Source organism: Pantoea sp. NPDC088449, assembly GCF_044753225.1.
Classification (GTDB): domain Bacteria; phylum Pseudomonadota; class Gammaproteobacteria; order Enterobacterales; family Enterobacteriaceae; genus Pantoea; species Pantoea floridensis.
Genome location: NZ_JBIVMT010000002.1, coordinates 642,576 through 668,861, shown reverse-complemented (window position 1 = coordinate 668,861; position 26,286 = coordinate 642,576). Strand labels below are relative to the sequence as shown.

The 26,286-nt window shown below is 54.7% G+C and carries 24 protein-coding genes; 9 read left to right on the top strand and 15 right to left on the bottom strand.

Annotation, left to right across the window (positions count from 1 at the left end; genetic code table 11):
* Positions 1 to 139: 139 nt before the first annotated feature.
* The 3 genes from ACIP6T_RS14315 to ACIP6T_RS14305 all read right to left on the bottom strand — a co-directional run bounded on the left by ACIP6T_RS14315 (position 140) and on the right by ACIP6T_RS14305 (position 3,391).
* Positions 140 to 1,189 (bottom strand): PLP-dependent cysteine synthase family protein, encoded by a 1,050-nt coding sequence (locus tag ACIP6T_RS14315; RefSeq protein WP_400457919.1) that lies wholly within the window; start codon positions 1,187 to 1,189, stop codon positions 140 to 142.
* 110 nt (positions 1,190 to 1,299) lie between these two features.
* Complete coding sequence (locus tag ACIP6T_RS14310) at positions 1,300 to 2,307, bottom strand: ABC transporter permease (protein ID WP_400457918.1); 1,008 nt, start codon at positions 2,305 to 2,307, stop codon at positions 1,300 to 1,302.
* A gap of 10 nt (positions 2,308 to 2,317) precedes the next feature.
* On the bottom strand, positions 2,318 to 3,391 hold the full coding sequence (locus ACIP6T_RS14305) for an ABC transporter substrate-binding protein (RefSeq protein ID WP_345830093.1): 1,074 nt from the start codon (positions 3,389 to 3,391) through the stop codon (positions 2,318 to 2,320).
* 193 nt (positions 3,392 to 3,584) lie between these two features.
* Between ACIP6T_RS14305 and ACIP6T_RS14300 the strand changes: the two genes are divergently transcribed.
* Complete coding sequence (locus tag ACIP6T_RS14300; RefSeq protein WP_097097773.1) at positions 3,585 to 4,361, top strand: ABC transporter ATP-binding protein; 777 nt, start codon at positions 3,585 to 3,587, stop codon at positions 4,359 to 4,361.
* A gap of 221 nt (positions 4,362 to 4,582) precedes the next feature.
* Here ACIP6T_RS14300 and eptA read toward each other — a convergent pair whose 3' ends face one another.
* Positions 4,583 to 6,226: a phosphoethanolamine transferase EptA gene (gene eptA / locus ACIP6T_RS14295; protein WP_400457916.1), complete on the bottom strand. Its 1,644-nt coding sequence runs from the start codon at positions 6,224 to 6,226 to the stop codon at positions 4,583 to 4,585.
* Positions 6,227 to 6,547: 321 nt separating this feature from the next.
* On the opposite strand from eptA, the gene fetA reads away from it, so the two are divergent.
* A complete protein-coding gene (gene fetA, locus ACIP6T_RS14290) occupies positions 6,548 to 7,216 on the top strand; it encodes an iron efflux ABC transporter ATP-binding subunit FetA (protein WP_400457914.1) in 669 nt (222 codons plus the stop codon).
* Positions 7,203 to 7,964 carry an iron efflux ABC transporter permease subunit FetB gene (gene fetB / locus ACIP6T_RS14285; RefSeq protein WP_097097776.1) on the top strand — a complete coding sequence of 254 codons (762 nt, stop codon included), beginning with the start codon at positions 7,203 to 7,205 and terminating at the stop codon, positions 7,962 to 7,964. Before fetA ends, fetB begins: the two co-directional genes overlap by 14 nt.
* A gap of 73 nt (positions 7,965 to 8,037) precedes the next feature.
* Here fetB and ACIP6T_RS14280 read toward each other — a convergent pair whose 3' ends face one another.
* From ACIP6T_RS14280 to ACIP6T_RS14235, 10 genes are all read right to left on the bottom strand, one after another.
* Entirely contained in the window at positions 8,038 to 8,571 is a 534-nt protein-coding gene (locus ACIP6T_RS14280) for a GNAT family N-acetyltransferase (protein ID WP_400457911.1), read from the bottom strand.
* A 173-nt stretch (positions 8,572 to 8,744) separates the two neighbouring features.
* On the bottom strand, positions 8,745 to 9,593 hold the full coding sequence (locus ACIP6T_RS14275; protein WP_400457909.1) for a VOC family protein: 849 nt from the start codon (positions 9,591 to 9,593) through the stop codon (positions 8,745 to 8,747).
* Positions 9,594 to 9,616: 23 nt separating this feature from the next.
* The gene (locus ACIP6T_RS14270) at positions 9,617 to 10,768 is read right to left on the bottom strand and encodes an amidohydrolase (RefSeq protein ID WP_400457907.1); all 1,152 of its coding nucleotides are present in this window, start codon (positions 10,766 to 10,768) and stop codon (positions 9,617 to 9,619) included.
* 2 nt (positions 10,769 to 10,770) lie between these two features.
* The gene (locus ACIP6T_RS14265) at positions 10,771 to 11,874 is read right to left on the bottom strand and encodes an alkylhydroperoxidase domain protein (RefSeq protein WP_400457905.1); all 1,104 of its coding nucleotides are present in this window, start codon (positions 11,872 to 11,874) and stop codon (positions 10,771 to 10,773) included.
* A gap of 94 nt (positions 11,875 to 11,968) precedes the next feature.
* A complete protein-coding gene (locus tag ACIP6T_RS14260) occupies positions 11,969 to 12,958 on the bottom strand; it encodes a putative FMN-dependent luciferase-like monooxygenase (protein ID WP_400457903.1) in 990 nt (329 codons plus the stop codon).
* Positions 12,955 to 14,565 (bottom strand): dipeptide ABC transporter ATP-binding protein, encoded by a 1,611-nt coding sequence (locus ACIP6T_RS14255; RefSeq protein ID WP_400457900.1) that lies wholly within the window; start codon positions 14,563 to 14,565, stop codon positions 12,955 to 12,957. Before ACIP6T_RS14255 ends, ACIP6T_RS14260 begins: the two co-directional genes overlap by 4 nt.
* On the bottom strand, positions 14,562 to 15,419 hold the full coding sequence (locus ACIP6T_RS14250; protein ID WP_345830074.1) for an ABC transporter permease: 858 nt from the start codon (positions 15,417 to 15,419) through the stop codon (positions 14,562 to 14,564). Before ACIP6T_RS14250 ends, ACIP6T_RS14255 begins: the two co-directional genes overlap by 4 nt.
* Complete coding sequence (locus ACIP6T_RS14245; protein WP_400457959.1) at positions 15,416 to 16,360, bottom strand: ABC transporter permease; 945 nt, start codon at positions 16,358 to 16,360, stop codon at positions 15,416 to 15,418. Before ACIP6T_RS14245 ends, ACIP6T_RS14250 begins: the two co-directional genes overlap by 4 nt.
* Before the next feature lie 12 nt (positions 16,361 to 16,372).
* Positions 16,373 to 17,995, bottom strand: coding sequence for a TIGR04028 family ABC transporter substrate-binding protein (locus ACIP6T_RS14240; protein ID WP_400457897.1), 1,623 nt, complete (start codon positions 17,993 to 17,995; stop codon positions 16,373 to 16,375).
* A gap of 502 nt (positions 17,996 to 18,497) precedes the next feature.
* Complete coding sequence (locus tag ACIP6T_RS14235; protein ID WP_400457895.1) at positions 18,498 to 18,821, bottom strand: hypothetical protein; 324 nt, start codon at positions 18,819 to 18,821, stop codon at positions 18,498 to 18,500.
* A 644-nt stretch (positions 18,822 to 19,465) separates the two neighbouring features.
* Here ACIP6T_RS14235 and ACIP6T_RS14230 point away from each other — a divergent pair.
* The gene (locus ACIP6T_RS14230) at positions 19,466 to 20,257 is read left to right on the top strand and encodes a DUF4225 domain-containing protein (protein ID WP_345830068.1); all 792 of its coding nucleotides are present in this window, start codon (positions 19,466 to 19,468) and stop codon (positions 20,255 to 20,257) included.
* 83 nt (positions 20,258 to 20,340) lie between these two features.
* Here the strand turns inward: ACIP6T_RS14230 and ACIP6T_RS14225 are convergent, their stop codons facing one another.
* On the bottom strand, positions 20,341 to 20,664 hold the full coding sequence (locus tag ACIP6T_RS14225) for a hypothetical protein (protein WP_400457893.1): 324 nt from the start codon (positions 20,662 to 20,664) through the stop codon (positions 20,341 to 20,343).
* A gap of 576 nt (positions 20,665 to 21,240) precedes the next feature.
* Between ACIP6T_RS14225 and ACIP6T_RS14220 the strand changes: the two genes are divergently transcribed.
* From ACIP6T_RS14220 to ACIP6T_RS14200, 5 genes are all read left to right on the top strand, one after another.
* The gene (locus ACIP6T_RS14220; RefSeq protein ID WP_097097788.1) at positions 21,241 to 22,236 is read left to right on the top strand and encodes an MsnO8 family LLM class oxidoreductase; all 996 of its coding nucleotides are present in this window, start codon (positions 21,241 to 21,243) and stop codon (positions 22,234 to 22,236) included.
* A gap of 22 nt (positions 22,237 to 22,258) precedes the next feature.
* Positions 22,259 to 23,416 (top strand): amidohydrolase, encoded by a 1,158-nt coding sequence (locus ACIP6T_RS14215; RefSeq protein WP_400457889.1) that lies wholly within the window; start codon positions 22,259 to 22,261, stop codon positions 23,414 to 23,416.
* Between the two features lie 82 nt (positions 23,417 to 23,498).
* A complete protein-coding gene (locus ACIP6T_RS14210; RefSeq protein WP_400457887.1) occupies positions 23,499 to 24,812 on the top strand; it encodes an LLM class flavin-dependent oxidoreductase in 1,314 nt (437 codons plus the stop codon).
* A 16-nt stretch (positions 24,813 to 24,828) separates the two neighbouring features.
* Positions 24,829 to 25,761 (top strand): ABC transporter substrate-binding protein, encoded by a 933-nt coding sequence (locus ACIP6T_RS14205; protein WP_400457885.1) that lies wholly within the window; start codon positions 24,829 to 24,831, stop codon positions 25,759 to 25,761.
* 9 nt (positions 25,762 to 25,770) lie between these two features.
* Positions 25,771 to 26,283: a GNAT family N-acetyltransferase gene (locus ACIP6T_RS14200; protein WP_400457883.1), complete on the top strand. Its 513-nt coding sequence runs from the start codon at positions 25,771 to 25,773 to the stop codon at positions 26,281 to 26,283.
* Positions 26,284 to 26,286 lie beyond the last annotated feature (3 nt).

Genomic DNA, 26,286 nt, shown 5'->3' with positions numbered 1-26,286 from the left:
GGATAAATGCGCTCTCTACGTTGCTATAGCCGGGTTTTCGTAGGGTGCGCATTCATGCGCACCTGCAAAAACAGGCATTTTGAGCGGCATTACGCCATGTATGGCGACCAGGGGTTGTAATGTGACGCGTATTAGGACGTCATGCGATTTTTCTCGATGTCTGCACCGCGCTTGCCAGCTTCAGCGATTCGGCGGGGATCTGATGCGCGAATAGCTGCGTGGTTAAATAACTGCTGCCGCCATCGGCCAGTAACACCACAATACGCTTGCCGTGATTTTCCGGTCGTGCCGCCACCTGCTGCGCCGCCCACAACACCGCACCGGATGAATCACCCACCAGCACGCCTTCACTCAGCGCCAGCTGGCGAGCGGCGGCATAGGCTTGCCAGGTTTCCACCGCGATCACCTCATCGTATACGCGATGATCGAGATTGGCGGGGATGCGTTCTGGCGTCTGATTGCTAAACGCATGCACACCGGTGATCTCCAGCGGCTCCGGGCGCAGTTCGCTCGGCTGCGATCCGATGCCCGGTTCCACCGCGATCACCTGCAATCCCGGATGCTGCTGTTTGAGATAGCGCCCGGTACCTGACAGTGTGCCGCCGGTGCCTACCGCGGCGATAAAGATATCCAACTCGCCGCCGCTGTCGCGCCAGATTTCCGGTCCGGTGGTGCGCTCATGTATCGCCGGATTGGCGGGATTATCCAGCTGCAGCAGGAAATGCACCTCCGGCTCCGCAGCCGTGACTTGCTCGGCCAGCCACTTAGTGGCGGCAACGAAATCGCCGTTGCTGGCGTCATAAAACGCTTTAAAACCATCGATAGTGCTGAACGGCACCACTTCAGCGCCGTAGGCCTGAATAATCTGGCTACGCTCAATGCTGACAAAATCATTGATATAAACGCGGAATTTGTAGCCCTTAGCCGCCGCAATCGCCGCTAAACCAATGCCGGTATTGCCGCTGGTGGTTTCAACCAGCGTATCGCCGGGCTTAATAGTGCCGTTGCGTTCGGCGGCTTCAATCATGCTGAGGGCGATGCGATCTTTCACGCTGTGATTAGGGTTAAACAGCTCGAGCTTGGCGATTAAATCAGCCTGAATCTCCTGCTGCTGCGCATAACGTGATAGACGCAATAGCGGCGTGTTGCCGATCAGTTCGGTGATAGAAGCAGAAATTTTTGCAGCCATAATTGACCTCGGCAATGGATGATGTGAACCGAATATCTGCGCGATAAATCGCGCCGCTACGAATGCATGCACATACCGTAGCGGCGCAATTTATTGCGCAATGTGTGTTGTTACCATTTCACCGCGCTGCGCTGCCACGACAGCAGACGGTCGCGAACCAGGAATAGCAGGGAGATCAGCGAGGAGAACAGCAGCGCCATCACAATCAGCGCGGCATACATGTTGGCGTAGGCCGCCCAGCCCTGCGCCCACTGCAGATACCAGCCGAGCCCGGATTTCACCCCCATCATTTCCGCTGCCACCAGCACCGAAAACGACGCGCCCAGCCCCATAAATAGCCCAACAAACAGGTGCGGCAGCGCCGCAGGCACCGCCACACGCAGTACCAGAAACAGCGAATTGGCACCCAGCGTGCGCGCCACATCGTAATAACGCGTATCAACGCTGGAGACGCCGGACCAGGTCAGCACCGTCACCGGGAACCAGGTGGCGAGCGCAATCAGGAATACCGCCGCCGCGAAGCTCGACGGGAAGAAGTAGAGGGACAGCGGCAGCAGCGCGGTGGAGGGCACCGGGCCGAGAAAACGCAGAATCGGATGCACCCAGTATCCCAACCCGCGTGACCAGCCAATCGCTACGCCGGTAATAAAACCGACCACGCTGCCGTAGATAAAGCCGAAGGCCAGCAGGCGCAGTGAATTCAACACGCTATCCAGCAAACGCGGCCAGTCGGTGGCGTAAGCTTCTACCAGCGCGCGCGGTGGGGCAAAAAACGGCGCCGGCAACAGCGCCAGCTTGCCAGTGACGATTTCCCACAGGCCAATCAGCAGCGCCAGCACAATCAGCCACGGACCGCTGCGCTTGAGCGGCGCGAGTAGCGTCAGTCGTGGGAACAGGCTTGATGCAACCGCCAGCCCGCTGAGAATAAGCGCAATGGCGGCAAACAGCTCATGCGTTTCATTAACAAAACGCGGGGCGGCAAAACCTTGCGGCTTATCCGGCACCGCGACCATGAGCGCGACCAGCGCCCACCACAGCAGCAGCGCGACCCACACCGTAGGTTGAATACGACGCGGTCTGTCACGGTTGCGGGCAATCGTCAGAGTATCACTGGCCATCCTCGACTCCTTAGCTCGACATGTTGCTCATGTGCGCCATGTTGCTGGCGTGCTGATGGGCTGATTCAGCTGGCAGCAGCTCAGGCACGTAGTGCTCAGCAAAACGCTGTGCATCGGTATCTGGACGGATCACGTTGATTTTCTTCAGCTCGTCGACATAGACCGCCACTTCTTTGCGCAGCTGCACGCCAGTTGAATGATGGCTATGCGTATGCTCTTTCAGCATCGCGGCAATGTCCTCAACCGCTACCGAGCCCGGCACAAACGGCTGGAAGATTTTCGCCGTCTCCTCCGGATGTTCGGCGGTCCACTGCTGTGCATCGACAATCGCTTGCGTAATGGCGCGCGCGGTGGCCGGATCGTCACGCACCAGCGAGCCGCGCAGGCCCAGCACGCAGCAGGTGAGGTTGGCGTATTCGCCTTTCAGATTGTTATCAACTTCCACTAAATTGTGCTGCTTTTTCAGCAGCCAGCCCTGCGGATCGTCGGTGGCCAGCGCCTGCACTTCGCCTTTGCGCAGCGCTTCGCCAAACAGGTCAGGCGGATACTGCAACCAGTTCACCTGCTTATCGGGATCGATACCCTGTTTCGCCAGCTGAATGGCAAAGAAGTTGCGAATTGGGCTAGCCTGATCGCTGACCGCCACCGATTTACCCACCAAATCTTTCACATCACGGATACCGCTGTTTTGCGGTGCGAGTAAACGCATGCAGCCGCCGTGCGTGCCCACCGTGAGGTCTACATCAAAGCCCTGCTCCAGGGGTTTAAGCCAGCGCAGCGCCATACCAATGCCGCCATCGGCCTGGCCGGTAGCAATTGCCTGTAACAGCGCATCGGTGGGACCGCTAAAGTTCACCGGCTCAACATTGAGGCCGTACTTTTTAAAGAAGCCTTGCTTCAGCGCCACCGAAATCGGTGATTGGCACACCGCCGTTTGTCCCCATGCCAGCTTAATGGTTTTAAGTGATTTATCGTCGGCAAATACCGCGCTACTCAGCAACGGATTCACCGCCACACCAGCACTCAGGAAACCCAACCCGCGTAATAACGCGCGTCTGCTCAGAGAGAATTGTTGAAATGCCATCTTGTCTTCCTTGTAGATAAAGTTCACCGCACTATGGCAAAGGCGATAACCGCGACAAAATAACAATCCCGCATGTCGTCATGCAGTTTTTCATTATGAGAATTTGCGTATTCGTTTGCCGAAATGGCTATTTCGGTGGGTTGAAAGAGAAGCCTATGCTTTATTTATTTGCACAGGAAGCAGGAGCGACAATATGACCGATACCACGGCAGGCGTTAATATTACGATTGAGAAGGTAAATCACCACTTTACGTTAGAAGGTGAAGATTTACCGGTGCTGGAGAATATTAATTTGCAGGTGCAGGCCGGCGAATTTGTCGCGCTGCTGGGTCCTTCCGGCTGTGGTAAATCGACGCTGCTGCGCCTGCTAGCGGGGCTGGAACCGCCGGCCAGCGGTGTGCTGGCGGAGGAGGGCAAGGCGATCACCGCGCCCGATCCGTCGCGCGTGGTGGTGTTTCAGGATCCGACGCTCTATCCGTGGCGCACGGTATATGACAATGTCGGTCTCGGGTTGCAAATTCGCGGTGAAAGCCGCCCGGTGCGCGAACAACGCATCAACGCTATGTTAGATCGCGTAGGACTGAAGCAGTTCGCCCGCGCCTGGCCGCATCAACTCTCTGGCGGCATGGCGCAGCGTGCGGCGCTGGCGCGTGCGCTGGTTAACATCCCGCGTTTGCTAATTCTCGATGAACCGCTGGGTAAGCTCGATTCGCTGACTCGCTTGCGCATGCAGCAAGAGATCGTTGATTTGTGGCAGGAGCAGCAGTTCACCACGCTGATGGTAACGCACGATGTGGAAGAGGCGCTGGTGATGGCCAATCGCGTGGTGGTGTTCAGCCCGCGTCCAGCAAAAGTGGTGGATGTGATTGAGGTTGATCTGCCGTGGCCGCGCCGGCGTGACGATCCGCAACTGGTGGCGCTGCGCAGCCGGATTCTGGATTTATTAGGAGCGGATCGCGTGGCAGCGTGACATGGGTCGCCATAAATGGCGCCCCTACAACAGCCAACGGTATAACCTTGCGTGGTTCGTAGGGTCGCCATAAATGGCGCCCCTACAACAGCCAACGGTTTAACCTTGCGTGGTTCGTAGGGTCGCCATTCATGGCGACCGTCCAGCAGCAGCTAGCGGCTTAACCTTGCGTGATTCGTAGGGTCGCCATTCATGGTGACCGTCCAGCAGCAGCCAGCGGTTTAACTTTGCTTAGCCCGGCAAGCGGCAAGAATATCGTCCTTAGCCTGATATTCACTGGTCTGAACCCCGGTTAATCCCAGCATGGTTGAGAACAGATTATCCTGTGAATAACCGTTATGTGCCGCTTGCCGATCAACACAGGCTTTGCTCACGCCATAGCGCTGTTGGTAGTCCGGCGATAGCCAGATCAGCATCGGTACATGTTTCTGCACATCTGGCGCAATCGCATAGGGCATGCCGTGCAAATAGGCACCGTTTTCGCCCAATGATTCACCGTGATCGGAGAGGTAGACCAGGCTGGTGGTATAGTCATCCTGATGTGCTTTGAGCACATTGATCGCTTTATCAACAATGTAATCGATATACAGAATGGTGTTGTCGTAGGTATTAACCAGCTGTTCTTGCGTACAATCCTGAATCTGGCTGGTATCACAGGTGGGCGTAAATTTTCTAAACTGTGGCGGATAACGGTTAAAGTATGTCGGTCCGTGGCTGCCAATGGTGTGCAGCACAATGACGCCATTGCCCTTCAGATTTTTAATGTAATCCTCAATACCGTGGAATAACACCTCGTCATAACATTCACCGTCGTGACACATATCCGTCAAATTCAGGCTGGTCATATCCTGATGCGGTACGCGATCGCAAGCGCCTTTACAGCCGCCATCATTATCGTTCCATAGCACTTGTACACCGGCGCGCTGAATAATATCCAGCAATCCTTCCTGATGCTCAACCAGCTGATCGTCATAATGTGCTCGCGGCATATTGGAGAACATGCAGGGCAGAGAGACGGCGGTGGCGGTACCGCACGATTGTGTATTCGGGAAATAGGAGACGTCATCTTTTGCCAGGCGTGGCGTGGTTTCCCGCTGATAGCCATTTAACTGGAAATTAACGGCACGCGTGGTTTCACCTACCACTAAAATAGTCAGGTTTCTCTTTGGTCCGGCCAGCATCGCTGGTTTCTGTTTGGCATCCAGACCAATTTTTACCAGCGGTAAGTTGGCGGTGCGGCTGTGGTTATACCAGGAAAGCGTCGCCACAATTGAGTTAGAAGGACTGAGCGATTTAATCAGCTCTTTTTGGTTACGAAACAGTGAGGCGTAATCTTTGTAGAAGAACATCGCTACTAATGCGATGCAAATAATCGATACCACAATTGAAGCCATGCGTTTGGCGACACTTTTCCAGAAAGGCTTGCCATTATTAACGCGCAGCCAAAAGACCAGCAGAGCGGCAAGCAATCCGCTACATCCCAGCGTAATAATCAGTTTGGGTGATAACAAGGCAAAAGATTCGGAAGGCGTGGTATCGATAATATTCACGATCATCGAACGGTCGATCACCACCCCAAAGCTCCAGATAAAATATTGTGCCGCAGCCGCAACCAGCACGAAGAGAGCCAGGATGAGCTTGTCGAGCCATAAAAACGAAGCGAGTGTAGCGATTATATTGATAACGCTGAATGCCACTACTGGCATGGAAGCAAATACCAGAATAGTGCGTAAGCTATCAAGCGGCATGGCGGCAATCACCTGCCGATAAAAAGCAATGTTCAGGAAAACCGCAATATAAATTGAAAATAGTGTAATAAACGTAAGCCGACTTAACGTCGGTCTTTTTGCGAGCGAGAACGTCATTGATCCATCCATCGGAGTAAAGATGGAGAGAGCTTAAAAAATGAAGGTTAAGTGAACCTTAGGTTACAACCAGATGATAAGAAAACTCACCACGGCGAACACGCTTACCGCAACAGCCAAATATTCACTGAATGGTCGAAATTTCATCGCTTTCATTAAAAATATCCTCTTAAGTTGAGGCTATTTTCTCTGTTGAAGATTAAGCGATCCTTAGCTCTACCAGAATGGAGGGCATTACAGCGTGATAGCGGTTAATCGCGAGGATGCATCGCGTCTACTTAGACTATAATCCCCCGGTTTATTTTTCCGGGAACCTATGTCATGACCACCCATTCTCCCTTGCTGGATGTGCAAGGGGTAAGTTTTGCCATGCAGGGCCAGACGCTGCTGGCGCCGATTTCACTACAACTCCATCCCGGCGAGCTGCTGTTGCTGACTGGACCTTCCGGGAGCGGCAAAAGCACGTTATTGAAGATATTGGCTTCATTAGTTGCACCAACAGCAGGACAGATTTTTTTCGAAAGTCGTGACATTGTCACGTTGAAGCCCGAACGTTATCGGCAACAGGTTTCCTATTGTTTTCAGACGCCCGTGCTGTTTGGCGACACGGTTTTCGATAACCTGGCGTTGCCGTGGCAGATTCGTCAGCAAAAGCCGCAACGCGAGCAGCTGGTGGCTTCGCTCGCCAGCGTGCATCTAACAGCCGATATGTTGGACAAGAAAATTGAGCAACTATCGGGCGGTGAAAAACAACGGGTTGGACTGCTGCGCAACCTACAGTTTATGCCGCAGGTGCTCTTGCTGGACGAAGTGACCAGCGCACTGGACGAAGAGAACAAAGCCGCGATCAATCACCTTATCGATGGGTTAATACGTGAGAATAATCTTGCCGTGATGTGGATCAGTCACGATGTGCAGGAGATAAGTCAGGCAAAAAAGGTGCTGAAACTCGATATGCCCCAACAGGGAGAAGCCCATGAGCCAGCATAATATTACCGACAGCTCGCTGTTGCTCTCACTGATGCTGGTGCTGATTGCGCTGCTGATCAGCCAGAAAGAGAAGCTCGGCATGAGCAAAGACATCATCTGGAGCGTGTGTCGCGCCATTATCCAGCTGGTGATCGTTGGCTATGTGCTCAAGTCGATCTTTGACCTGAACAATGACTGGCTCACCGTGCTGATGGTGCTGTTTATCTGCGTCAATGCGGCGCTCAATGCGCGTAAACGCAGCCGCAATATTGATAAGGGATTTACCATCTCCTTTATCGCGATTACCACGGGCACCACGCTCACTCTGACCATTCTGGTGCTAAGCGGTGCGATTGAATTTATCCCTATGCAGGTGATCCCGATCTCCGGAATGATTGCCGGTAACGCGATGGTGGCGGTTGGCTTGTGCTTCAGCAATCTCAATCAGCGAGTTAGCGATAATCGTCAGAAGATTCAAGAGATGCTGAGCCTGGGCGCGTCAGTGAAAATGGCATCAGGGCAGTTTATCCGTGACAGCATTCGTGCCGCGATGATCCCCACCGTTGATGGTGCCAAAACGGTCGGGTTGGTGAGTTTACCTGGCATGATGTCTGGGCTCATTTTCGCCGGTATTGATCCGGTAAAAGCGATTAAGTATCAGATTATGGTGACATTTATGCTGATCGGCACCGCCAGTTTATCGACCATCATCGCCGCCTACTTGTCTTATCGGCGGCTGTATAACAAGCGTGCACAGCTAAAGATGTAAAAGCGGTCGCCATGAATGGCGACCCTACAAAATCGTAGGGTGCGCATTCATGCGCACCTGGGAATGACTGCGGTTAATAATCCTTTTGCAGCAGCCCAAACAGCCAATCGTTATGCCACGCATTTCTCAGCCAGTAGTTTTCCCGCAGTTCACCCTCTAATACGAAGCCGACTTTTTCCAGCAGTCGGCGTGAGGATGTATTGCCTGCGGTAACGGTCGCGATAAGCCGCCGGATGCCGCCGTCCTTAAACGCATAGTCACAAAGTGCGTTGAGTGACTCATACGCATATCCCTTACCCTGAGCTTCCGACGCGAACAGGAAGCCGACTTCGGCGCAGTCGCTATCGCGGTGAATATAGCCGCTGACCCCGAGGCGTTTGCCCGACTGTTTGTCCCGCACCACCAAACACAACCAATGCGCGCTGCGTGGCGACCAGAGCGGCAATCTTGAATTGAAATCAGCGTGAATTTTCTCTTCAGATTTTTGGTCCGCGATGTAGTGCATGACTTGTGGCGAGAGCTGTAGCTGGCGGTAGAAAGCCAAGTCGGCTTCCTCGAGCTGCGCGCAGGTGAGTCTGGGGGTTTCAAGCTGCAATCGGCTGGTCAATGTTCACCTTCGGTAACAGGAGAAGAAGATGAAGATAGTTTAACCTGGTCGCCATGAATGGCGACCCTACGATCATTTAGCGCAGCCAGGTGAGTTGGGCATTTATGCACAGCGGGTCGCCATGAATGGCGACCCTACGGTTTGTAGGGTGCGCATTAATGCGCACCTGTTACTCACTGCTGGAACCTTAACGCCACGCCAAATGCCTGCTCGGCACCGACAATGATCGCGGACTCTTCTTCGCGGAACGGTACGTCGCCGAGCAGCAGGCTGGCTTTTACCTTGCGCAAATCCGTGGTGCGCAACGTTAACCCGGCCATGCGGGCGCTGCCGTCGTAATCGAGTGGTAAACCGGCAAAACGCTGGGTGACGTATTCTGCGGCGGCAAAGCGCACCGTTGCCACGCCCGCTTTCAACACAAACGCACCTTCCTGGCAGGCGGTGAGCTTATCGGCACCAAACAGCCGGCTATAGGGCTGTGCGGCGGCGGCAGGATCCTGTGCCACCACCACAAACTCAACGATATCGCTCACGCCATTGGGATGGATGCGCCATGCGTCCTGCCACACCGAATCTGGCGTGTCGTGCTGACAAAAGAAGCTGCGGCCATTGGCAACCAGCGACGGACGTAGTCGCACGGTGCGAAAGCGCGCTTCCTGCTCGCTACCATCCGGCAAGGTCACCGGACGGAAAAAGCTCGCAGGCTGATCGCCGTCGATATCCTGACTCTCCAGATAGCGCCACACTGCATCGGCATCCTCGGTTTTCCACACTAAGCCGCTCAGTCCAATCGGCGATTGCCATAAATCCTGGCGCAGATTGCCGCGTCCGGCCTCAAAACCTAATAACTCCAGATAGTTATCACCGAAGATCGCCAGGTGATTGCTGGAACCGAGCGAATGATGGCCGCGCTCGGTAAGCTGAAAACCCAGGCGACGAAACAGCGCGCTGGCGTCGTCTAACTGATCGGCAACATTGATCACCACATGGTCGAGACGCGGAACCGGTAGCGAAATCGCCATCGCTTTTCTCCTTACTCTTAGGGTCACGATGCCAGCGCCTGTTGTTGGTGCAACGTCAGCAGCGCGCGTTGGGCCAGCTCAGTGAAGTATTGCACCGCAGGTTCCAGCATCGCTTCGTCCGGATCGAAACTGGCATGATGCAAACCATAATCACTGGCGCTGCCGATACTGACAAACGTACCTGGCAGTTGCTGTAGGTAGAAGGCGAAATCTTCGCCACCCATCTGCGGCGTACCGATTTGCGTCTGATAGCCTTGTTCTTTCGCCAGACTCAGCGCGAAATCAGCCCACTCTGGCGTATTCACCAGCGATGGCGGACCTTCCTGCCATACCAGCTCAACCTGCGCGCCAAATCCGGCGGCGATACCCTTTATCAATGCTTCAATTTTCTGCGGAATCTGTGCCCGAATTTCCGCGTTGTGGGTGCGCACCGTGCCTTCCAGCTCCACCGTCTGCGGCAGCACATTCCAGCTATTGCCCGCCGTGAAGCGCGTTACGCTAACCACCAACGATTCCAGCGAGCTGAACACGCGGCTCGGTAGCGTTTGCAGCGCGGTGACGATGTGGCTGCCAATCACAATGCTATCGATACCTTCATGCGGTCGCGCGGCGTGCGCACCTTTACCGGTGATATTGATTTGGAAACGATCGACGTTGGCATAATAAGCGCCACCGCGCGTGCGCAGCGTTCCGGTAGGCAGATCCGGCGCGTTATGCAGGCCAAAAATCGCCTGCACATCGTTCAACGCACCTGCCGCCAGTAGCTGTTTCGCACCGGTGAAAATCTCTTCGGCGGGCTGGAACAGAATGCGCACGCGACCGGGAAGCTGGGCTTCGATACGTTGCAACTGCTGCGCCACGCCGAGCATTACGCTGCTGTGCAGATCGTGGCCGCAGGCGTGCATCACGCCCGGCTGCTGAGATCGCCACGGGTTGTCGGTTTGTTCATCGATTGGCAAAGCATCAATATCGGCCCGCAGCGCGATCAGCGGTTCGCCATGGCCGATTTCAGCGACCACACCGGTTTTCAGCGCCAGCGGCAGCAGCTTGACGTTGAGTTGTTGCAGCCAGCGCGTGAGCCGTTCGGTGGTGGCGAATTCCTGGTCCGACAGTTCGGGATGCTGATGCAGCTCGCGTCGCCAGCGCACCAGCTGTTGAGGGGAAAGCGCAGTCATGGTCATCCTTGGGTTTGTGCCGGTAAGAAGGGTTCGCCGAGCGTCAGCATCAGGCGGTTAGCCCAGGCGAAAAAGGCCGCGGATTGAATCAGATCCAGCAGTTCCAGCGTGCTGAATCCCTGATCGCGCAGCGCGTGCAGCTGCTTCAGGCTGGTGGCGGCTGGGGTGATCGATAATGTCGCAACCAGATCGATCTGCGCCGCCCAGCGCGCCGATTGTCCGTGCGACAGCTCGGCACCCGGCGCGACATTCAGCAGCTTCTGTACTGCCGGTTCATCTTTCGAGAGCTGGCTGGCTTTGCGCGCGTGAACCGAGGCGCAGTAAATGCAGCCGTTGACCTTGCTTACCACCGTGGCGGCGAGTTCGCGTTCCGCGCGCGAAAGTCCACCAGCGGTGTAGAAGATGCCTTTATCGGTGAGCGTACGCTGCTCCAGCAGCGGCTGGTTGCGTCCCAGCAGGCGGAAGTAATCGGAATCGCTGTGGCCGAACTTCGCCAGCGTGGCCTGCTCGTCAGCGCTAAATTCATTGAGCGGTTTCGCGGCCAGCCACGGCTCCCAGCCGAGTTCCTGCTGGGTAAAGGCGGTGAGGGCGGTTTTGCCGCTCAGGGTTAACGGCGCTTCGTGCCACTTTCCGGCTACCGCATGCGGCTGCGCAGCCGTCTCTTCGCCATTCAGTAAACGCAAACCGAGCAGCAAACGGCTCTGGAAGCTGACAAACGCAATCAGCTGCGCCAGGGTGACGATACCGCGCGGCGACCAGCCGGCATGTTGCAGCTTGTCGATGTGCTGCGGCGCGGCATCCACTGGATGCCGACTGAGCAGTTCAGCAAACGCTAAACCCGCTTCAAAGCGTGCGTTATGTGATTGCGGTTGCGCCTGCTGCTGGTAATGCGCCTGCAGCGCGGTTACACCGTGCCAGGCAGCAACCTGTGCGGCGAGCGCAAAGCGTTCGGCTAACGGGAAATCCTCATCATCTTGCGTAAACAAGACATCGTAGCTGCCTTGCGTATGCTGCGTGGCGGCGGCGCGTTCGGCACGGGCTTGCGCCAGTTCGGAAGCGGGATCGATATCGGCCAGCGCATTAAGTAAATCAAACGGTTGGGACATACAATTCTCCAGTTAAAGCATCAGTAGGTCGCCATAAATGGCGACCCTACAAACCCTGCCGTAGCGGTCGCCATTCATGGCGACCGCTACTGATTTAACCCCGCAGCGCGGGCGCGATGTGGTCGGCAATCAACTCTATGGAACGCAAAATGTCGGCGTGCGGCGGATCAATGGAGTGCACCTGGAAACTGATGTCGGTGACGCGTTGCAACACGGTATCGGCCAGCAGCGATTGACGCACCCGGTCGGCATCACCAAAATGCGCATCCAGCTGGCGCGCCTGTTCGTCCAGCGTGTGGCCAACCACATGTCCTGATGCGCGGAAATGGTCGGCCTGGCGCTGCAGGCCCGGCTCGGCGAGACGGCGTGCATAATCGTTAGAATCAGCTACAAAGGCGGTGCGCGATGCCAGAATGCGCGGCGCGATGCCTGGCGGCAACGCCGCCAGATAGGCATCGATCATCGGGTTCTGCATCTGATCGAGCGTTAAATCAGGTTGATCCGCCGGACGCGGCTGGGTGCGCGACAGCATCAAACCGTGGCCCGCCTGGCCGGCGCGTGCCGCACCTTCCACTGAGAAGGTGGCGATCCACACGCGTTGGGCCAACGTTGGCGCGGCGGGATAAAGATGATTATCCGGGTGTCCCAGCGTATCGCCGCGCCATGCGCTGAGTAGCTGATGCAGATGATCGGCAAACACGCTGGCGCGTTGGTCGATAGTGATGCCGAACGGCAGAAACGAGGTGGCGGTGCCGCCTGAACCGAGTCCCACTTCCAGCCGCCCGTTACTCAGCAAATCCAACACCGCGGTATCCTCGGCGACGCGCAGCGCGTTCTCCATCGCTAGCGTGATGATGCCGGTACCGAGGCGAATGGTGCGGGTGTGCGCGGCAACGTGCGCCAGAAACAGCAGCGGCGACGGCAGGCCGCCTTCCTTCTCGTGAAAGTGGTGCTGGGCAATCCACGCGCTGTCAAAACCGGTGCGCTCGGCATGTTGAATCTGTTCGGTGGCGAGGCGATAGCGCTGCTGTGCCGTGGTGTCATCCAACAGGCGGGTGAAAAAGCCAATACGTTTACGCGTCATGCAGACTCCTTAATCAGCGGACGGAAAGCAGGGATTGCGTCAATCAGCGCTTGCGTATACGCATGCTGAGGCGCAGTAAAGAGCGTGACGGTGTCACCTTGTTCCACCACTTCACCAGCACGCAGCACGGTAACGCTGTGCGCAATACGCCGCACGGTGGCGAGATCGTGAGTGATGAATAAGTAAGTGAGGCCGAGTTCACGCTGCAGCTGCTGCAGCAGCTGCAGAATTTGCGCCTGCACCGTGACATCCAGCGCCGAGGTGGCTTCATCCAACACCAAAATCGCCGGCTGCAGGATCAGGGCGCGGGCAATCGCTACACGCTGACGCTGGCCGCCAGACAACTCGCGTGGTTTACGTGTCAAAAACTCCAGCGGCAGGGCAACACGTTGCGCTACCGCTTCAACGCGCTGACGACGCGCTTCGCGGCTGAGTTTTTCGAAGTTAAGCAGCGGCTCTTCAATAATGGCGAACAGCGTCTGGCGCGGATCGAGCGAAGCAAACGGGTTCTGATACACAAACTGAATCTTGCGACGCAGTTGGCGCTGGGCTTCACCGCGCAACGCGGTGGCATCGATGCCGTCAATGACTACGCGTCCGCTATCGGCTTGCTCAAATCCCAGCAGAATGCGCGCCAGCGTGGTTTTACCCGAACCGGATTCGCCGACCAGCGCGTGCGTGGTGCCGCGCGCGACGGTAACGCTCACCGCTTTTGCCACCTGCAACTGATGATTGCGACCGAGGGAAAACAGTTTATTGATGCCGGAGAGCTGAATCGCCGGTGATGAGAAGTTGGTCCGGGCAGGAACGGCCAGCGCGGTTTCACCGGGATCGGCATCCTGCAGCAGCTGACGCGTATACGGATGCTGCGGCGCGTTGATCACCTGCTGCGCCGGTCCTTGCTCCTGCACCTCGCCGTGACGGAATACCAGCAAACGGTCGGCGCGTTCTGCTGCCAGCGCTAAATCGTGCGTAACGAACAGCACCGCGGTGCCCGATTCGCGGCGCAGCACGTCCAGTAGATCGAGGATGCGCTTTTGCACCGTCACATCCAGCGCGCTGGTCGGTTCATCGGCGATGATGATTTGTGGACGCAGGGCGAGGGCGATGGCAATCAGCACCCGCTGTTTCATGCCGCCGGAGAGTTGATGCGGATACTGCTTTAGGCGCTGCTCCGGATGGCTCAAACCCACTTTTTGCAGCAGCTCCAGCACGCGCTGCTGGCGCTCGGCTTGGCTGATTTTCAGGTGCAGCTGCAACATTTCACCCACCTGATCGCCGATGGTTTTCACCGGATTGAGCGAGTTGCCCGGATCCTGCGGCACTAAGCTGATGTTAACGCCACGTAGGCTATCGAGCCGTTTTGACGACCAACCGGCGATATCGGTGCCGTTCAGCACAATCTTGCCGCTGTCACGGCGACCGTTCTCCGCCATCAGGCCAATAATGGCCTGCGCGGTGGTGGTTTTGCCGGAACCGGATTCCCCGACCAGCGCCACCATTTCACCAGGCTGCAATTCAAAGCTGACGTTGTGTACCACCGCGCGCCATTCGCCGCGCTGGCGATAGCTCAGGGTTAAATTCTCAATGGCTAATAACGCGCTCATGCGTCACCTCCTGCCAGCTGGCGGCTGATGCGATTGGCGGCCAGCACCACCGCAACCACCACGATGCCGGGGAAGGTGGTGAGCCACCAGGCGGTTGCCAGATAGTTACGCCCTTCGGCGATCAGCAACCCCCATTCCGGCGTTGGCGGCGGCGTGCCGTAGCCGAGAAAACTGAGCGTTGATAACGCCAGAATCGCCTGACCAAACTGCAGGGCGGCGAAGGCGATCACCGCCGTGAGCGAGTTGGGTAAAATGTGGCGCCACAGCACGCGCCAGAAGCTGCCGCCGCTGCCGTAAGCCGCCTCAACAAACTCACTGCGGCGCACGCGCACGACTTCACCACGCGCCAGGCGGGCGAAGCTGGCAATTGACGCAATGCCCACCGCCAGCGCGGCATGCACGGTGCCGAAGCCGAGCAGAATCAGAATACTGAGCGACAGCAGTAGCGACGGAATTGACAGCAGCACATCCACCAGACGCATTAAGGCGTTTTCGGTGCGACCGCCAATCGCGCCCGCCAGCACGCCAAGCGAGGTGCCGCCAATCAGGCCCATCGCCACCGCCGCAACGGCTGCAGCCAATGATTGTGAGGCCCCATAGATGATGCGCGTATAGAGATCGCGACCCAGCTGATCGGTGCCGAGCCAGTACGCGGCCTGCGGCGGCAGGCGTTGCGCGCCGGGCACGCCTTCGGTTGGGCTGAAATGGGTAAACAAACTGGGCGCAAAGGCCGCCAGCAGCGCCAGTAGCATCACGCCCCACGCCAGCCACAAACCTGGCTGGATATGTAGCGCGCGCGACGCCCGTGCGTTGCCGTTGCTGTGACGCGCAGTTGAGTAATCGACCAGGCTCATCGGTGGCCTCCGGCAATGGATTGCAGCCGCGGGTCGAACAGCGGCATCAGCGCATCGACCAGCAGGTTAATCAGCACAAAGGCCAGCGCGGAGATCATCACCACCGCTTGTAACACCGCGACGTCCTGATTATTTACCGCCTGCTGCGTCAGCTGGCCAATGCCGCTCAGGCCAAATACGGTTTCGGTAATCAGCGCACCGGCAATCAGTTCGCCGAGCAGTAAACCGGCGACGTTAAGTACCGGCAGCAGCGCATTGCGCATCACGTGATGCCACAATACCTGGCTTTCGCTGGCTCCTTTGGCACGCGCCACCGCCACAAACGGCTGGGTGGAAACCTGATCAATGCTGCGCAACAGAATCTGCGCCAGCGGCGCGGAGATTGGAATCGCCACGGTAATGACCGGCAGGATCAGGCCTTGTAGCGCTGAAGGGTTGATCACCGGAATCCAGCGCAGCTGGAAGGAGAACAGCTGAATCAGCGCGATGCCGAGCCAAAAGGTGGGCAGCGAGATAAACAGCGCGGGCACCGATTGCAGCACTGAACGCAGGAAGCGCAGCCTGGGCAAACGCGACAGCGCCGCCAATGCAAATGCAATCAGCGTGGCGAGCGCAAAACCGAGCAGCGCCAGTTGCAGCGTGGCAGGCAGGTTGCTAACCAGCTGTTCGCTGACCGGCACGCCTGCCTGCACCGAGTAACCGAAATCGCCGCGCAACATCGCCAGTAGCGTGTGCACGTACTGCTGCCAGAGCGGATTATCCGCGCCGTAAGCCAGGCGCATTTCGGCGATTTGATCCGGGCTGAGGCCCAGATCCGGGTTCTGAAACTTGATCAGCACCGCATCGCCGGGCAGCACCTGCAGCAGAAAGAACGACAGGGTAAACGCGGCCCACAGCACCAAAACGCTTTGACCCACTCTTCGCAGCAGTGAACGTTGCATCATTAACCTGCCTTAGTGTTTTTCCAGCCACGCGCCGTAGAACGACGGTCGACCTACGGCCTCAAAATCGATGTCTTTTAGCCATGGCGCACCGGCAAAGACCTGTGGCTCTTCAAAAATCGGAATGACATAGGCCTGTTCGAGCAGATAACGCTGCGCATCGCCGGTCACCGCCAGACGCTTGGCCGGATCGACCTCAGAGGAGATGTTCAGCAATAGCGTATTGAGCTTGTCGTCGCGGAAGTTCTGCACCTTGTCGCTGGAGCCGCCTTTCTGCAGCAGCGCATCGCGGTTAGTCGGGTAGAACTGGCTTTTCACCACGTCGGGATCGGCGCGGCCCACTTCTGATACCACCAGCGGGGTTTTCAGCGGATCGAGGTTATCCAGCACGCGGCTACCGGCATCACCAGCTTTAACCGCCAGCGCTACGCCCACCTGACGCCACTGCTGTGCCACCAGCTGCAGCACTTCTTTGTTCTGCGGCTGCGGCAAGGATTCATAAACCGCTAGCGCCAGCTTCTTGCCATCCTTCTCGCGAATGCCGTCGCTGCCTGGTTTCCAGCCTGCTTCATCCAGCAGCTTTTTCGCCAGCGTAGGATCATATTTCAGTTTGTCGGACAGATTGACGTAACCGGCCGCCGAAGTGGCGATCACCGAGGTGGCCTGCGGGTAGTTCGGCGAGAACAGGGTTTGCACCACCTGCTGCGCGTTGGTGGCGTGCAATAGCGCCTGACGCACTTTCACATCGTTGACCAGCGGGTTATCCGGGCGGAAGCTGATGCTGTCGTTGACGCCGCGCGTAGGCGCAGCATAAATCGGGAAGTTTTGCTGCAGCGCCTGCTTCTCGTCATAGGCTTGTACCTGACGGATAAAGTCGGCCTGACCGGCCAGCAGTGCGCCAATGCGCACGCTGTCTTCCGGCGTGACGATAAACTTGATGCCGTCGAGATTCGCTGGTCCTTGCTGCGCGAGGTTTTTAGGGCCCCACTGGTAATCTTTGCGCGCGGTTAAATCGACTTCGCGCCCGAGTTTTTCATCGCTGACCACAAACGGCCCGGAGCCAATAATATGGCGCGCATCACCTAACTGATCGAAGCTACGCTGCAGAGTGCTGAGGGAAACAAGACCGGATCCAATGGTCGCCGTGCCCTGCAAAAACCCTGGGGACGGTTTTTTGAAATAGAATTTCACCGTTAGCGGATCAATAACCTCACTGCGATCGTAATTATTAATCACTTCAGAAACCGGCAAGCGCTGGGCTTTATTTCCCAGCCCGTAGGTATCAAAGTTTTTCGCTACCGCGTTCGCATCTAATGGCGTGCCATCAGAAAACGTCACGCCGGGACGAATTTTAAAGGTGTATTCGGTTTTATCAGCGTTGCTACTCCAGCTTTCGGCAATCCACGGCTCAACCTGCAAGGTTTTGGGATTTTGCCACGTCAGCTTATCGGTGATTTGATTCAGAATACCGCCATTAGGATAAAAACCACCGGCAGGCGGATAGAGGTTGGTATGCGCCTGCTGTTCAAGATAAATCAGTGTGCCGCCTTTGACCGGCGTATCCGCCGCGTGGGCGCTAAAAATCCCTGATAGCAGGGCTAAACTTAGCGCCTGCAAGTGAAATTGCTTAGTCATGGTGTTTCCCTTTTTTATCAATAGCCCGACGGGCGGTTTTCATCATCAAATGCCGCACCCGCGAGTTGAACCAATGAATTGCACTAAGCTTTGCCGAAAATGATAAATAGCGCGGAGCGTGCGCTCAGTCGAAGCGAAGCGATTTATCGCGCGTAGTCAGGATCAGGCCTATTATCTTTTTAGTATGTCGTCCAAGTGATTTGTACTAACTTACTTATTACATGTTGAAATCTGCAGTAATGCGGAGGTGAGGTTGATGCTGTATTAACTATCTGGCGAGTAGGGCTTAAGGCTTTATTTCGCAGTTCATCCAAAGCTATTTATAAAGCGTGTTTTTGAGTTTGCATATGTAATTAGTCGGATTTCGCATGAGAATTTCAGCTAAAGCGTTTTAGTTTGGAGCAACTATCTGGATGAACGCTTCATAAAAATGAGTAAAATTCGCTGATTTCAAAAGGCGTTGAAGATGTGCTTATGACAAGATTTTGCACGATGATTCACGTCAGGCTATTATTTTGTTGAACCTCAAAAAAACTCTTGCTCCTAATTTAAAAGGGGCAATAAATTCAGCAATAAAGAGTGAAGCAGTTAATGTGAAAATGATTCCTCCTAAGTCATAATTAAACACAAAGCTTAACACACAAAAAATAAGTGCAACGAATCGGAAGAGCATTCCGCCTAAAAAATAAAGCCTTAAGTCAATTACAATATCAATCCATAACTTTTTTTCTTTTTCTGCACAGAAAGAAATGAAAGATATTTCTTTTTTACTGAAGCCAGCATTAATTAACCGCCTTTTAATTACTATGTTATCCATTTCCATCATGTTCCTATCTATTGATCTCATATCATAACCATTCCCATTTTGCTAAAACAGCATAAAGAAATGATTCTGTGAAAAATATCACCGAATAAAGTTTGGCTATTATTTAAACTCATCTCCACGACAACAATAAGTATTATATCGTTGCCGAATAAGCACATTCCTCTTGCTTTATGATTTTAATTGCTTTCTTCGTATGGCAATCTGCTGCGAATTTCATCAGAGTCTTTAACTTGAAAGAATTCGCTATCAAATACGCTCATTGCGACAGTTTACTTAATATGGCGGAAGTAGCAGCGCTCCACTCGTGTGTACAATGTCGCGAAGCAGCCGTTATGACATCGTACCAGGCAACGAAATACTGAAATCATGTACCGCACATTTTAAACGATGCATTATATCGCGCGTAATTATGCCGTGAGAGCCACTTGCCACACGTTCGCATATCTGTGAAGTTTGTAAGAATAGGCTTATTGCATCTTAAATTATTTCAGGAATGAGAGGTGAGAGGCGCTTGAAGATTAACGATTAAAGCTGAAGCAAGTAAGGTTTTACTGTGCCATTGCTCCTCCGGCGTTGAGGCATGATTTGATGAAATAAATAAAAGTCTTTTATTAGCCATGCTATTCAGCGAGGGAGTTTCGGTTATGGATAACTATCTGGATAAAAAACGTTTCAACAGTTATTACCTTACTTTAGCGTTAGATGAAGCTGAAAATTTGCGGATAACTGCACAACGCGCCTCTTCACGCCATTTGCAGGATCTGTTTACGCGAATGAATTTCAATAATGAGATTGAAAAATTTATCTCTTCACAGTTGCAGGGTGTCAAAGAGGCTGAAAATGAACATGAATGTGAGTCATGTTTATTCAATCTGAAAGAAGAGAGAAACTTTATTTATGAGCAGGATAATGATCTTGGAATGCGTCGAGCTCAGGTTGTAGTTTCTGCCGAACTTGTGAATAAACTCGATACGTGGGGTTATATTATTAATGGTGTTAGTGTGGTTTTGAGTGGGTTTCAGATTGCAGCAGGTATGGGAATGATTGCCGCATCAATGACACATGGCAATTTCATTGGTATATCAACTGGGGCGCTTTTGATATTACACGGTATTAATGGTGGCATTGAAGGGTTGTTTAATATTGTTGAAAATCGCTCGGATACAATCGGTCCTGTTAAAAAAGCATATGTGCAAGTCGCAAATTTTATGGGCTATAGTGATTCTGTTGGCTTGATAGCTTATAGCACAATGGACATTGCTTTATCTTTTTATGGTTTGGCAAGGCATGTTATCAAACCCGACTCATTCCGAATTTATCGATATTTACCCTCTGATTTTGTAAGGAATTACAAAACTATGAGCAATAATGCGTTAATGCTTGAGGCTGTTGGAGATGGCTTTGCCATAAAATCAATGATCGATAGCAGAAATTAATCCCTCAGTGCTTTAAATTTTATAAGTGGCTTAGCTCCTTGCTTAAAGGAGCCATAAATTTTAGTGGAAGAAAGTATTTAAGTCTATTGTTTGATGTACTTGTATTTTGAAAACGCTTTACTTCCTAAATTTAAAGGAAAAAACACTTCAGCCATTATAAATGAAAAAATCAATGGGATGCCGATTACAACCATGTTGTAGTCTCCCTTGAAAAAGCACCATGCACAAAAAGTAGTGACTAGTAATCTTATAAAAATTCCTCCAATGAATCTTGCTCTCAAATCCTTAATAATTTCAATTATTGTTAGTTGCTCTTTTTCCGCCCAGTAAGCAATGAAGTTTATTTCTTTTTTTGTGAATCCAGCATTAATTAATCGCTTTTTAATTAATAAGTCATCCATTTCCATCATGCTCCTGCCAAGTGACCTCACATCATAACCATTTTCATTTTACAACAACATAATTATGAAAGGGTTTTGTGAAAAATATCACCGATTAAAATTTGACTCTGTTCTTAAAGCTACCTCTCCGACAATAATAAGTATTATATCATCATCAAATAAGTACATTCCTCTTGCTTTATGATTTTAATTGCTTCCTTACTGTCGCAATCTGCTGCGGCTTTTATCAGAGCTCTTCATTGGCGTAATGTTCGCTTTCAGCCATGCGCTGCGCGGGAGTTTGCTGGAAATTCACTTAGCTATGCCGAAAAAGAGCAAAGCCCTGCGCAGGTACACGATATAGCAGGAAAGCCGTTATGTTCTCGTGCTAAACGAGGACGTGCAGGGATCACGCAACCCACATGCTGTAGCGATTCTATTTATCGCGCAATAAAATACGCCGCCATAAATGTTAGGTAGTTATTATTTGTCATTAACGCTATTTCTATTTTTCATATTCTCTATCTCGGATTTGTTGTTTTACGAAATAGCGATTACCACACCAAACTACTCGTCATATTCACTACAAAAAGGATAAGGCGCATGTCATACCGACTGAGTTTGCTGGATAAATCGCCGATTGCCGATGGAGAGACGGCCAGTCACGCGCTACATCGCACTTTACAGTTAGCGCAGCAGGCGGAAGCCTGGGGCTATCACCGCTTTTGGTTAGCGGAACATCATAATACCGATCGCCTGGCGAGCCCTTCGCCGGAACTGCTGATCGCCTGGATTATCGGCCAGACCCAGCATATTCGCGTCGGCTCCGGCGGCGTGATGCTGCAGCATTACAGTCCCTACAAAGTGGCGGAAAACTTCAACTTATTAGCCTCGCTGGCTCCGGGTCGTATTGATATCGGCGTCGGTAAAGCGCCGGGTGGCTTGCCGCTCTCCACGCGGGCGCTGCAGCTCGGTGTCCATCTGCAGGAGAAAGGCAGCTTCGCGGAGCAGCTGACGCTGCTGGATAGCTGGCTGCAGGTGCCGCCGGTGGGAGATGAAGAGATTCTGCGCGCTACGCCGCAGCCGCCGCGTCCGGCGAATCGTTTCCTGTTGGGTGCAAGCGAAGAGAGCGCCAAACTGGCAGCTGAACTCGGCTGGCAGCTGGTGTTTGCTGCGCATCACAACGGCGATCCACAGCTGATGGAGAAAGTCCTCAATAGCTATCGTCAGCACAGCAACGGCCAGCGTGCATTGGTGGCGGTGCAGGTGGTGGTGGCGGATTCGCCGGCGGAAGCCGATCTGCTGGTGGACAACCTGCGCGTCTATCACGTCAGCGTGAAAGATGGCCCCAGCGTTAACGTCGGCAGCGTCGAGCAGGCGGAGCGCTATGTGCGTCAGGGCGGCTACAGCGATTACGTGATTGAACCACGCACGCCTTCGCTGCTGAAAGGCACCGCCGCGCAGGTACATGCCAAGCTGGATGCGCTCCATCAGAACTTTGGCATTGAAGAGTTCGTGATTGATACGCCGGTGGCTGAAGAGCGCGCGCGCGTGAAATCACTCGAACTGTTAGCCACGCACCGTTTAGTGACGGCATGATTCGCCGATTCCGGAGGCAGGTATGACGCAATTTAGCGAACATCAGCTGATCGACTGGCGGCGCGAGCTGCACAGCTGGCCGGAATTATCCGGTCGCGAAGTCGAAACCACTGCACGCCTGCGCCGCTGGTTACAGGACGCCGGTTTGCGTCTGCTGGACTACCCGCTGGAAACCGGCGTAGTGGTAGAAGTGGGACGCGGCGACACGCTGATTGCGCTGCGTGCCGATATCGATGCATTACCTATCCATGAAGCCACCGGACTTACTTACCGTTCGCGCAACAGCGGCGTGATGCATGCCTGCGGCCACGACGTGCACAGCGCCGTCATGCTGGGTGCGGCATTACAACTGAAAGCGATTGAAGATCAGTTGCCAGGCCGCATCCGTATTCTGTTCCAACCGGCGGAAGAGAACGCTACCGGTGCACGCCAATTAATTAACGCGGGCGTTTTGGATGGCGTACAGGCGATTTTCGGTATGCATAACGAACCCGGTTTACCGACCGGCACCTTCGCCACGCGCGGCGGCGCGTTTTATGCCAATGCGGATAAATTTATCGTGCGCGTGTCCGGGAAAGGCGCGCATGCGGCGCATCCGGAAGAGGGCGTTGATAGCATTGTGGTCGCCAGCCAGATCATTCAGGCGCTGCAATCGTTGACCAGCCGTAGCTTCAATACGCTGGACAGCTTAGTGCTGAGCGTTACGCGCATCGACGCTGGTAAAACCTGGAATGTGTTGCCCGGTGAGGCCGAATTTGGCGGCACGGTGCGCACCCATGATAAACAGGTGCGCGCCGAGCTCGAGCAGCGCGCCCGCACGCTAGTGGAGAACATCGCGGCAGCCAACGGCGCCAGCGCCACCTTTAGCTGGCATCCCGGTCCGCCGGTGCTGGAGAACGATGCGCGCTGGGCGCAGTTTGCCAGCCACGTGGCGCAGCGAGTCGGTTACCGCGTGCAAACCGCCGAGCTGCATCTTGGCGGTGAAGATTTTGCCTACTACTTACAGCAGATCCCCGGCGCGTTTGTCAGCATTGGCAGCGCCAGCGAGTTTGGTCTGCATCATGGCGGCTTCAACCCTGATGAAGCGCTGATCGCCCCCGCTGCACACTACTTCACGCAACTGGCTCAACAGGCGTTGCAGCACCTCAATGCGCGATGTCGCGACGCCATTCTGAACTAGATCGCTTCACTGATTTAATCCCGGTTCTGCACGGCGACACGATGTCGCCGTCAGGCTGCGCCTTGGTACAAGAGAGAACATTATGACTGCAAGACAACTGCGATTGGGCACTATTCTGCATGGCGCATCTGGCAATATGTCCGCGTGGCGTCATCCGGCGGCGCTGGCAGATGCCAGTATCAATTTTGACTATGCCAAACACATCGCGCGCAAGGCGGAAGCGGGCAAGCTGGATTTCCTGTTTGTCGCCGATGGTCTGTTTATTAACGAAAAATCGATCCCGCATTTCCTTAACCGCTTTGAGCCGCTGACGCTGCTGTCGGCGCTGGCGGGTGTCACGGAGCATCTCGGGTTGGTTGGCACCGTTTCCACTTCGTACAGCGAACCTTTCACCGTGGCGCGTCAGTTTGCCAGCCTCGATCATCTGAGCGGCGGTCGCGCTGGCTGGAACGTGGTGACTTCACCGCTGGAAGGATCGGCGAAAAACTTTTCACGTCAGCAGCATCCGGAACATGCGCTGCGCTATCGCATTGCCGATGAGTATCTGCAAGTGGTGAAAGGGCTGTGGGATTCGTGGGAAAGCGATGCCTTCGTGCGTAACAAAGAGAGCGGCCAGTTCTTTGATGCCAGCAAACTGCACACCTTGAATCACCACGGTGATTTCTTCCAGGTACAGGGGCCGCTGAACATCGAACGCACGCCGCAAGGTCGTCCGGTGGTGTTTCAGGCAGGTGCATCGGAAGATGGTAAAAAGCTGGCGGCGCGTCATGCCGATGCCATTTTTACTCATCAGCCGACACGCGAAGAAGCGCAGGCATTCTATCGCGATGTGAAAAAGCAGCTGGTGGCGAATGGTCGCGAGCCGGGCGATTTGCACATCTTCCAGGGCGTGGGCGTGATTGTGGGCGACAGCGCGGAAGATGTGGAGCAGCAGTACCAAACCACCGCGGCGCTGGTTTCCATCAAGGATGCGCTCAACTATCTTGGCCGCTTCTTCGATCACCACGACTTCTCGCAATATCCGCTAGACGAACCGTTCCCGGAACTCGGCGATATCGGTCAGAACAGCTTCCGCAGCACCACCGACGAAATCAAACGCAAAGCGCGCGAGCACGGTCATACGCTGCGCCAGGCCGCGTTAGAGGCCGCGACGCCGCGTCCACTGTTTCACGGCACGCCGGAGCAGGTTGCCGACGGTTTGCAGCTGTGGTTTGAGAGTGAAGCCACCGATGGCTTCATTATTCAGGGCGGCACGCCCGACACCTTCGAACGCTTTGTCGATCGCGTGGTACCAATTCTGCAAGCGCGCGGCTTAACCCGCACGGAATATCCCGGCACCACGCTGCGCGCCAGCTTTGGCCTGAAAGATCCGCTTAACCAGTTCACACAACAATAAGAGTCGAGAAAACGCTATGCAGAAGAAATCCCTTATCGCGCTGCTGCTGCTGGGCATGAGCAGCGCCGTGTTTGCCGAGGATGTGGCGGTTAACGGTCAGAATGTCAGTGTGGAAGCCAACAAAACGCCGATCAATACCGCGAAGAATGACGCCGCTGTGGCGCAGATTCCGGCCGGACATCGCTTCGCGGTGCCAGGTTCATTCACTGTGGCCGTCGCCGCGCTCAACTCGCCGCCGCTAACGGTATTCAGCGATGACAACAAAACTCTGCTCGGCAGCGAAGTGGATATCGCCCGCTTAGTCGCCGATAGCCTGGGGTTAAAACTCAACGTGGTGCCCACCTCGTGGGAAGACTGGCCGCTGGGTGTGGCATCGGGCAAATACGATGCGGCGATCAGTAACGTGACCGTCACCAAAGCGCGTAAAGAGCGCTTCGATTTCGCCACCTACCGCAAAGATTCGCTCGGCTTTTACGTCAAATCCACCAGCCCAATCAAGGCGATTACCAAAGCAGAAGATATCGCCGGACTGCGCATTATCGTCGGCTCGGGCACCAATCAGGAGTCAATCCTGTTGGCCTGGGATAAAGAGAATCAAGCCAAAGGGCTGAAGCCGTTTACGCCGGTGTATACCAAAGACGATGCAGCACAAACGCTGGCGCTGCAGTCGGGTCGTGCGGATGCCTTTTTCGGTCCGAACGTGATCGGCGCGTGGAAAGCGGCGCTGACTAAGCAGACGCGTTTGGTGGGTAGCGTTGATGGCGGTTGGCCAAAAGCGGCGCATATCGCGGTGACGGTGAAGAAAGATGGCGGGCTGGTACAACCGATCAACACCGCATTGAACGGCGTGATCAAGAACGGTGATTACGACAAGGTGCTGACGCGTTGGGGTGAAGGCGTGGAACGCATCGACAGTTCCGAAATCAATCCCGCTGGATTGGGCGATTAAGGAGGCCGCATGAGCGAGCAATTTTTCCGTGAAGTGTCGCCAGAAGCGCCCGAACTGCAGCCCATCCTCACTGGACTGTTCGGCGAATACGCCGCGCGCTACGGCGATTTCTTCACTAACCAAAAAGAGGTGGAGTTAACCGAATGGTATCTGCCGCCGCGCGGGCTGTTTATCGTGCTGGAACGCGACGGCGAAATTATCGCCATGGGCGCGTATAAACCTTACGACGCGGTCACCGCCGAGTTTAAGCGCATCTGGACACGCGGCGATCTGCGTCGCCAGGGATTGGCGTTGCTGATTCTGCAGGAGCTTGAGCGGCGTGCGCTGCGCGCCGGTTATCAGCGCGTGTTTCTCACTACCGGCTTCCGTCAGCCGGAGGCGGTGAAACTGTATATCGGTCACGGTTACCAGCCGCAGTTTGCGCTGCTGGAGGATATGGAAGTCTATAGCCGCCCGCCACACGATGGACGCTTGCGCTTCCTGAAAGTCATTGATGTGCATAGCGTGGCGCAGGCCAGCTAAGGA

Excerpts from the sequence above, each read along its gene's own strand:
- ACIP6T_RS14315 (WP_400457919.1), bottom strand. The coding sequence starts at position 1,189 with ATGGCTGCAAAAATTTCTGCTTCTATCACCGAACTGATCGGCAACACG.
- ACIP6T_RS14310 (WP_400457918.1), bottom strand. The coding sequence starts at position 2,307 with ATGGCCAGTGATACTCTGACGATTGCCCGCAACCGTGACAGACCGCGT.
- ACIP6T_RS14305 (WP_345830093.1), bottom strand. The coding sequence starts at position 3,391 with ATGGCATTTCAACAATTCTCTCTGAGCAGACGCGCGTTATTACGCGGG.
- ACIP6T_RS14300 (WP_097097773.1), top strand. The coding sequence starts at position 3,585 with ATGACCGATACCACGGCAGGCGTTAATATTACGATTGAGAAGGTAAAT.
- eptA (WP_400457916.1), bottom strand. The coding sequence starts at position 6,226 with ATGACGTTCTCGCTCGCAAAAAGACCGACGTTAAGTCGGCTTACGTTT.
- fetA (WP_400457914.1), top strand. The coding sequence starts at position 6,548 with ATGACCACCCATTCTCCCTTGCTGGATGTGCAAGGGGTAAGTTTTGCC.
- fetB (WP_097097776.1), top strand. The coding sequence starts at position 7,203 with ATGAGCCAGCATAATATTACCGACAGCTCGCTGTTGCTCTCACTGATG.
- ACIP6T_RS14275 (WP_400457909.1), bottom strand. The coding sequence starts at position 9,593 with ATGGCGATTTCGCTACCGGTTCCGCGTCTCGACCATGTGGTGATCAAT.
- ACIP6T_RS14270 (WP_400457907.1), bottom strand. The coding sequence starts at position 10,768 with ATGACTGCGCTTTCCCCTCAACAGCTGGTGCGCTGGCGACGCGAGCTG.
- ACIP6T_RS14265 (WP_400457905.1), bottom strand. The coding sequence starts at position 11,874 with ATGTCCCAACCGTTTGATTTACTTAATGCGCTGGCCGATATCGATCCC.
- ACIP6T_RS14260 (WP_400457903.1), bottom strand. The coding sequence starts at position 12,958 with ATGACGCGTAAACGTATTGGCTTTTTCACCCGCCTGTTGGATGACACC.
- ACIP6T_RS14255 (WP_400457900.1), bottom strand. The coding sequence starts at position 14,565 with ATGAGCGCGTTATTAGCCATTGAGAATTTAACCCTGAGCTATCGCCAG.
- ACIP6T_RS14250 (WP_345830074.1), bottom strand. The coding sequence starts at position 15,419 with ATGAGCCTGGTCGATTACTCAACTGCGCGTCACAGCAACGGCAACGCA.
- ACIP6T_RS14245 (WP_400457959.1), bottom strand. The coding sequence starts at position 16,360 with ATGCAACGTTCACTGCTGCGAAGAGTGGGTCAAAGCGTTTTGGTGCTG.
- ACIP6T_RS14240 (WP_400457897.1), bottom strand. The coding sequence starts at position 17,995 with ATGACTAAGCAATTTCACTTGCAGGCGCTAAGTTTAGCCCTGCTATCA.
- ACIP6T_RS14235 (WP_400457895.1), bottom strand. The coding sequence starts at position 18,821 with ATGATGGAAATGGATAACATAGTAATTAAAAGGCGGTTAATTAATGCT.
- ACIP6T_RS14230 (WP_345830068.1), top strand. The coding sequence starts at position 19,466 with ATGGATAACTATCTGGATAAAAAACGTTTCAACAGTTATTACCTTACT.
- ACIP6T_RS14225 (WP_400457893.1), bottom strand. The coding sequence starts at position 20,664 with ATGGAAATGGATGACTTATTAATTAAAAAGCGATTAATTAATGCTGGA.
- ACIP6T_RS14220 (WP_097097788.1), top strand. The coding sequence starts at position 21,241 with ATGTCATACCGACTGAGTTTGCTGGATAAATCGCCGATTGCCGATGGA.
- ACIP6T_RS14215 (WP_400457889.1), top strand. The coding sequence starts at position 22,259 with ATGACGCAATTTAGCGAACATCAGCTGATCGACTGGCGGCGCGAGCTG.
- ACIP6T_RS14210 (WP_400457887.1), top strand. The coding sequence starts at position 23,499 with ATGACTGCAAGACAACTGCGATTGGGCACTATTCTGCATGGCGCATCT.
- ACIP6T_RS14205 (WP_400457885.1), top strand. The coding sequence starts at position 24,829 with ATGCAGAAGAAATCCCTTATCGCGCTGCTGCTGCTGGGCATGAGCAGC.
- ACIP6T_RS14200 (WP_400457883.1), top strand. The coding sequence starts at position 25,771 with ATGAGCGAGCAATTTTTCCGTGAAGTGTCGCCAGAAGCGCCCGAACTG.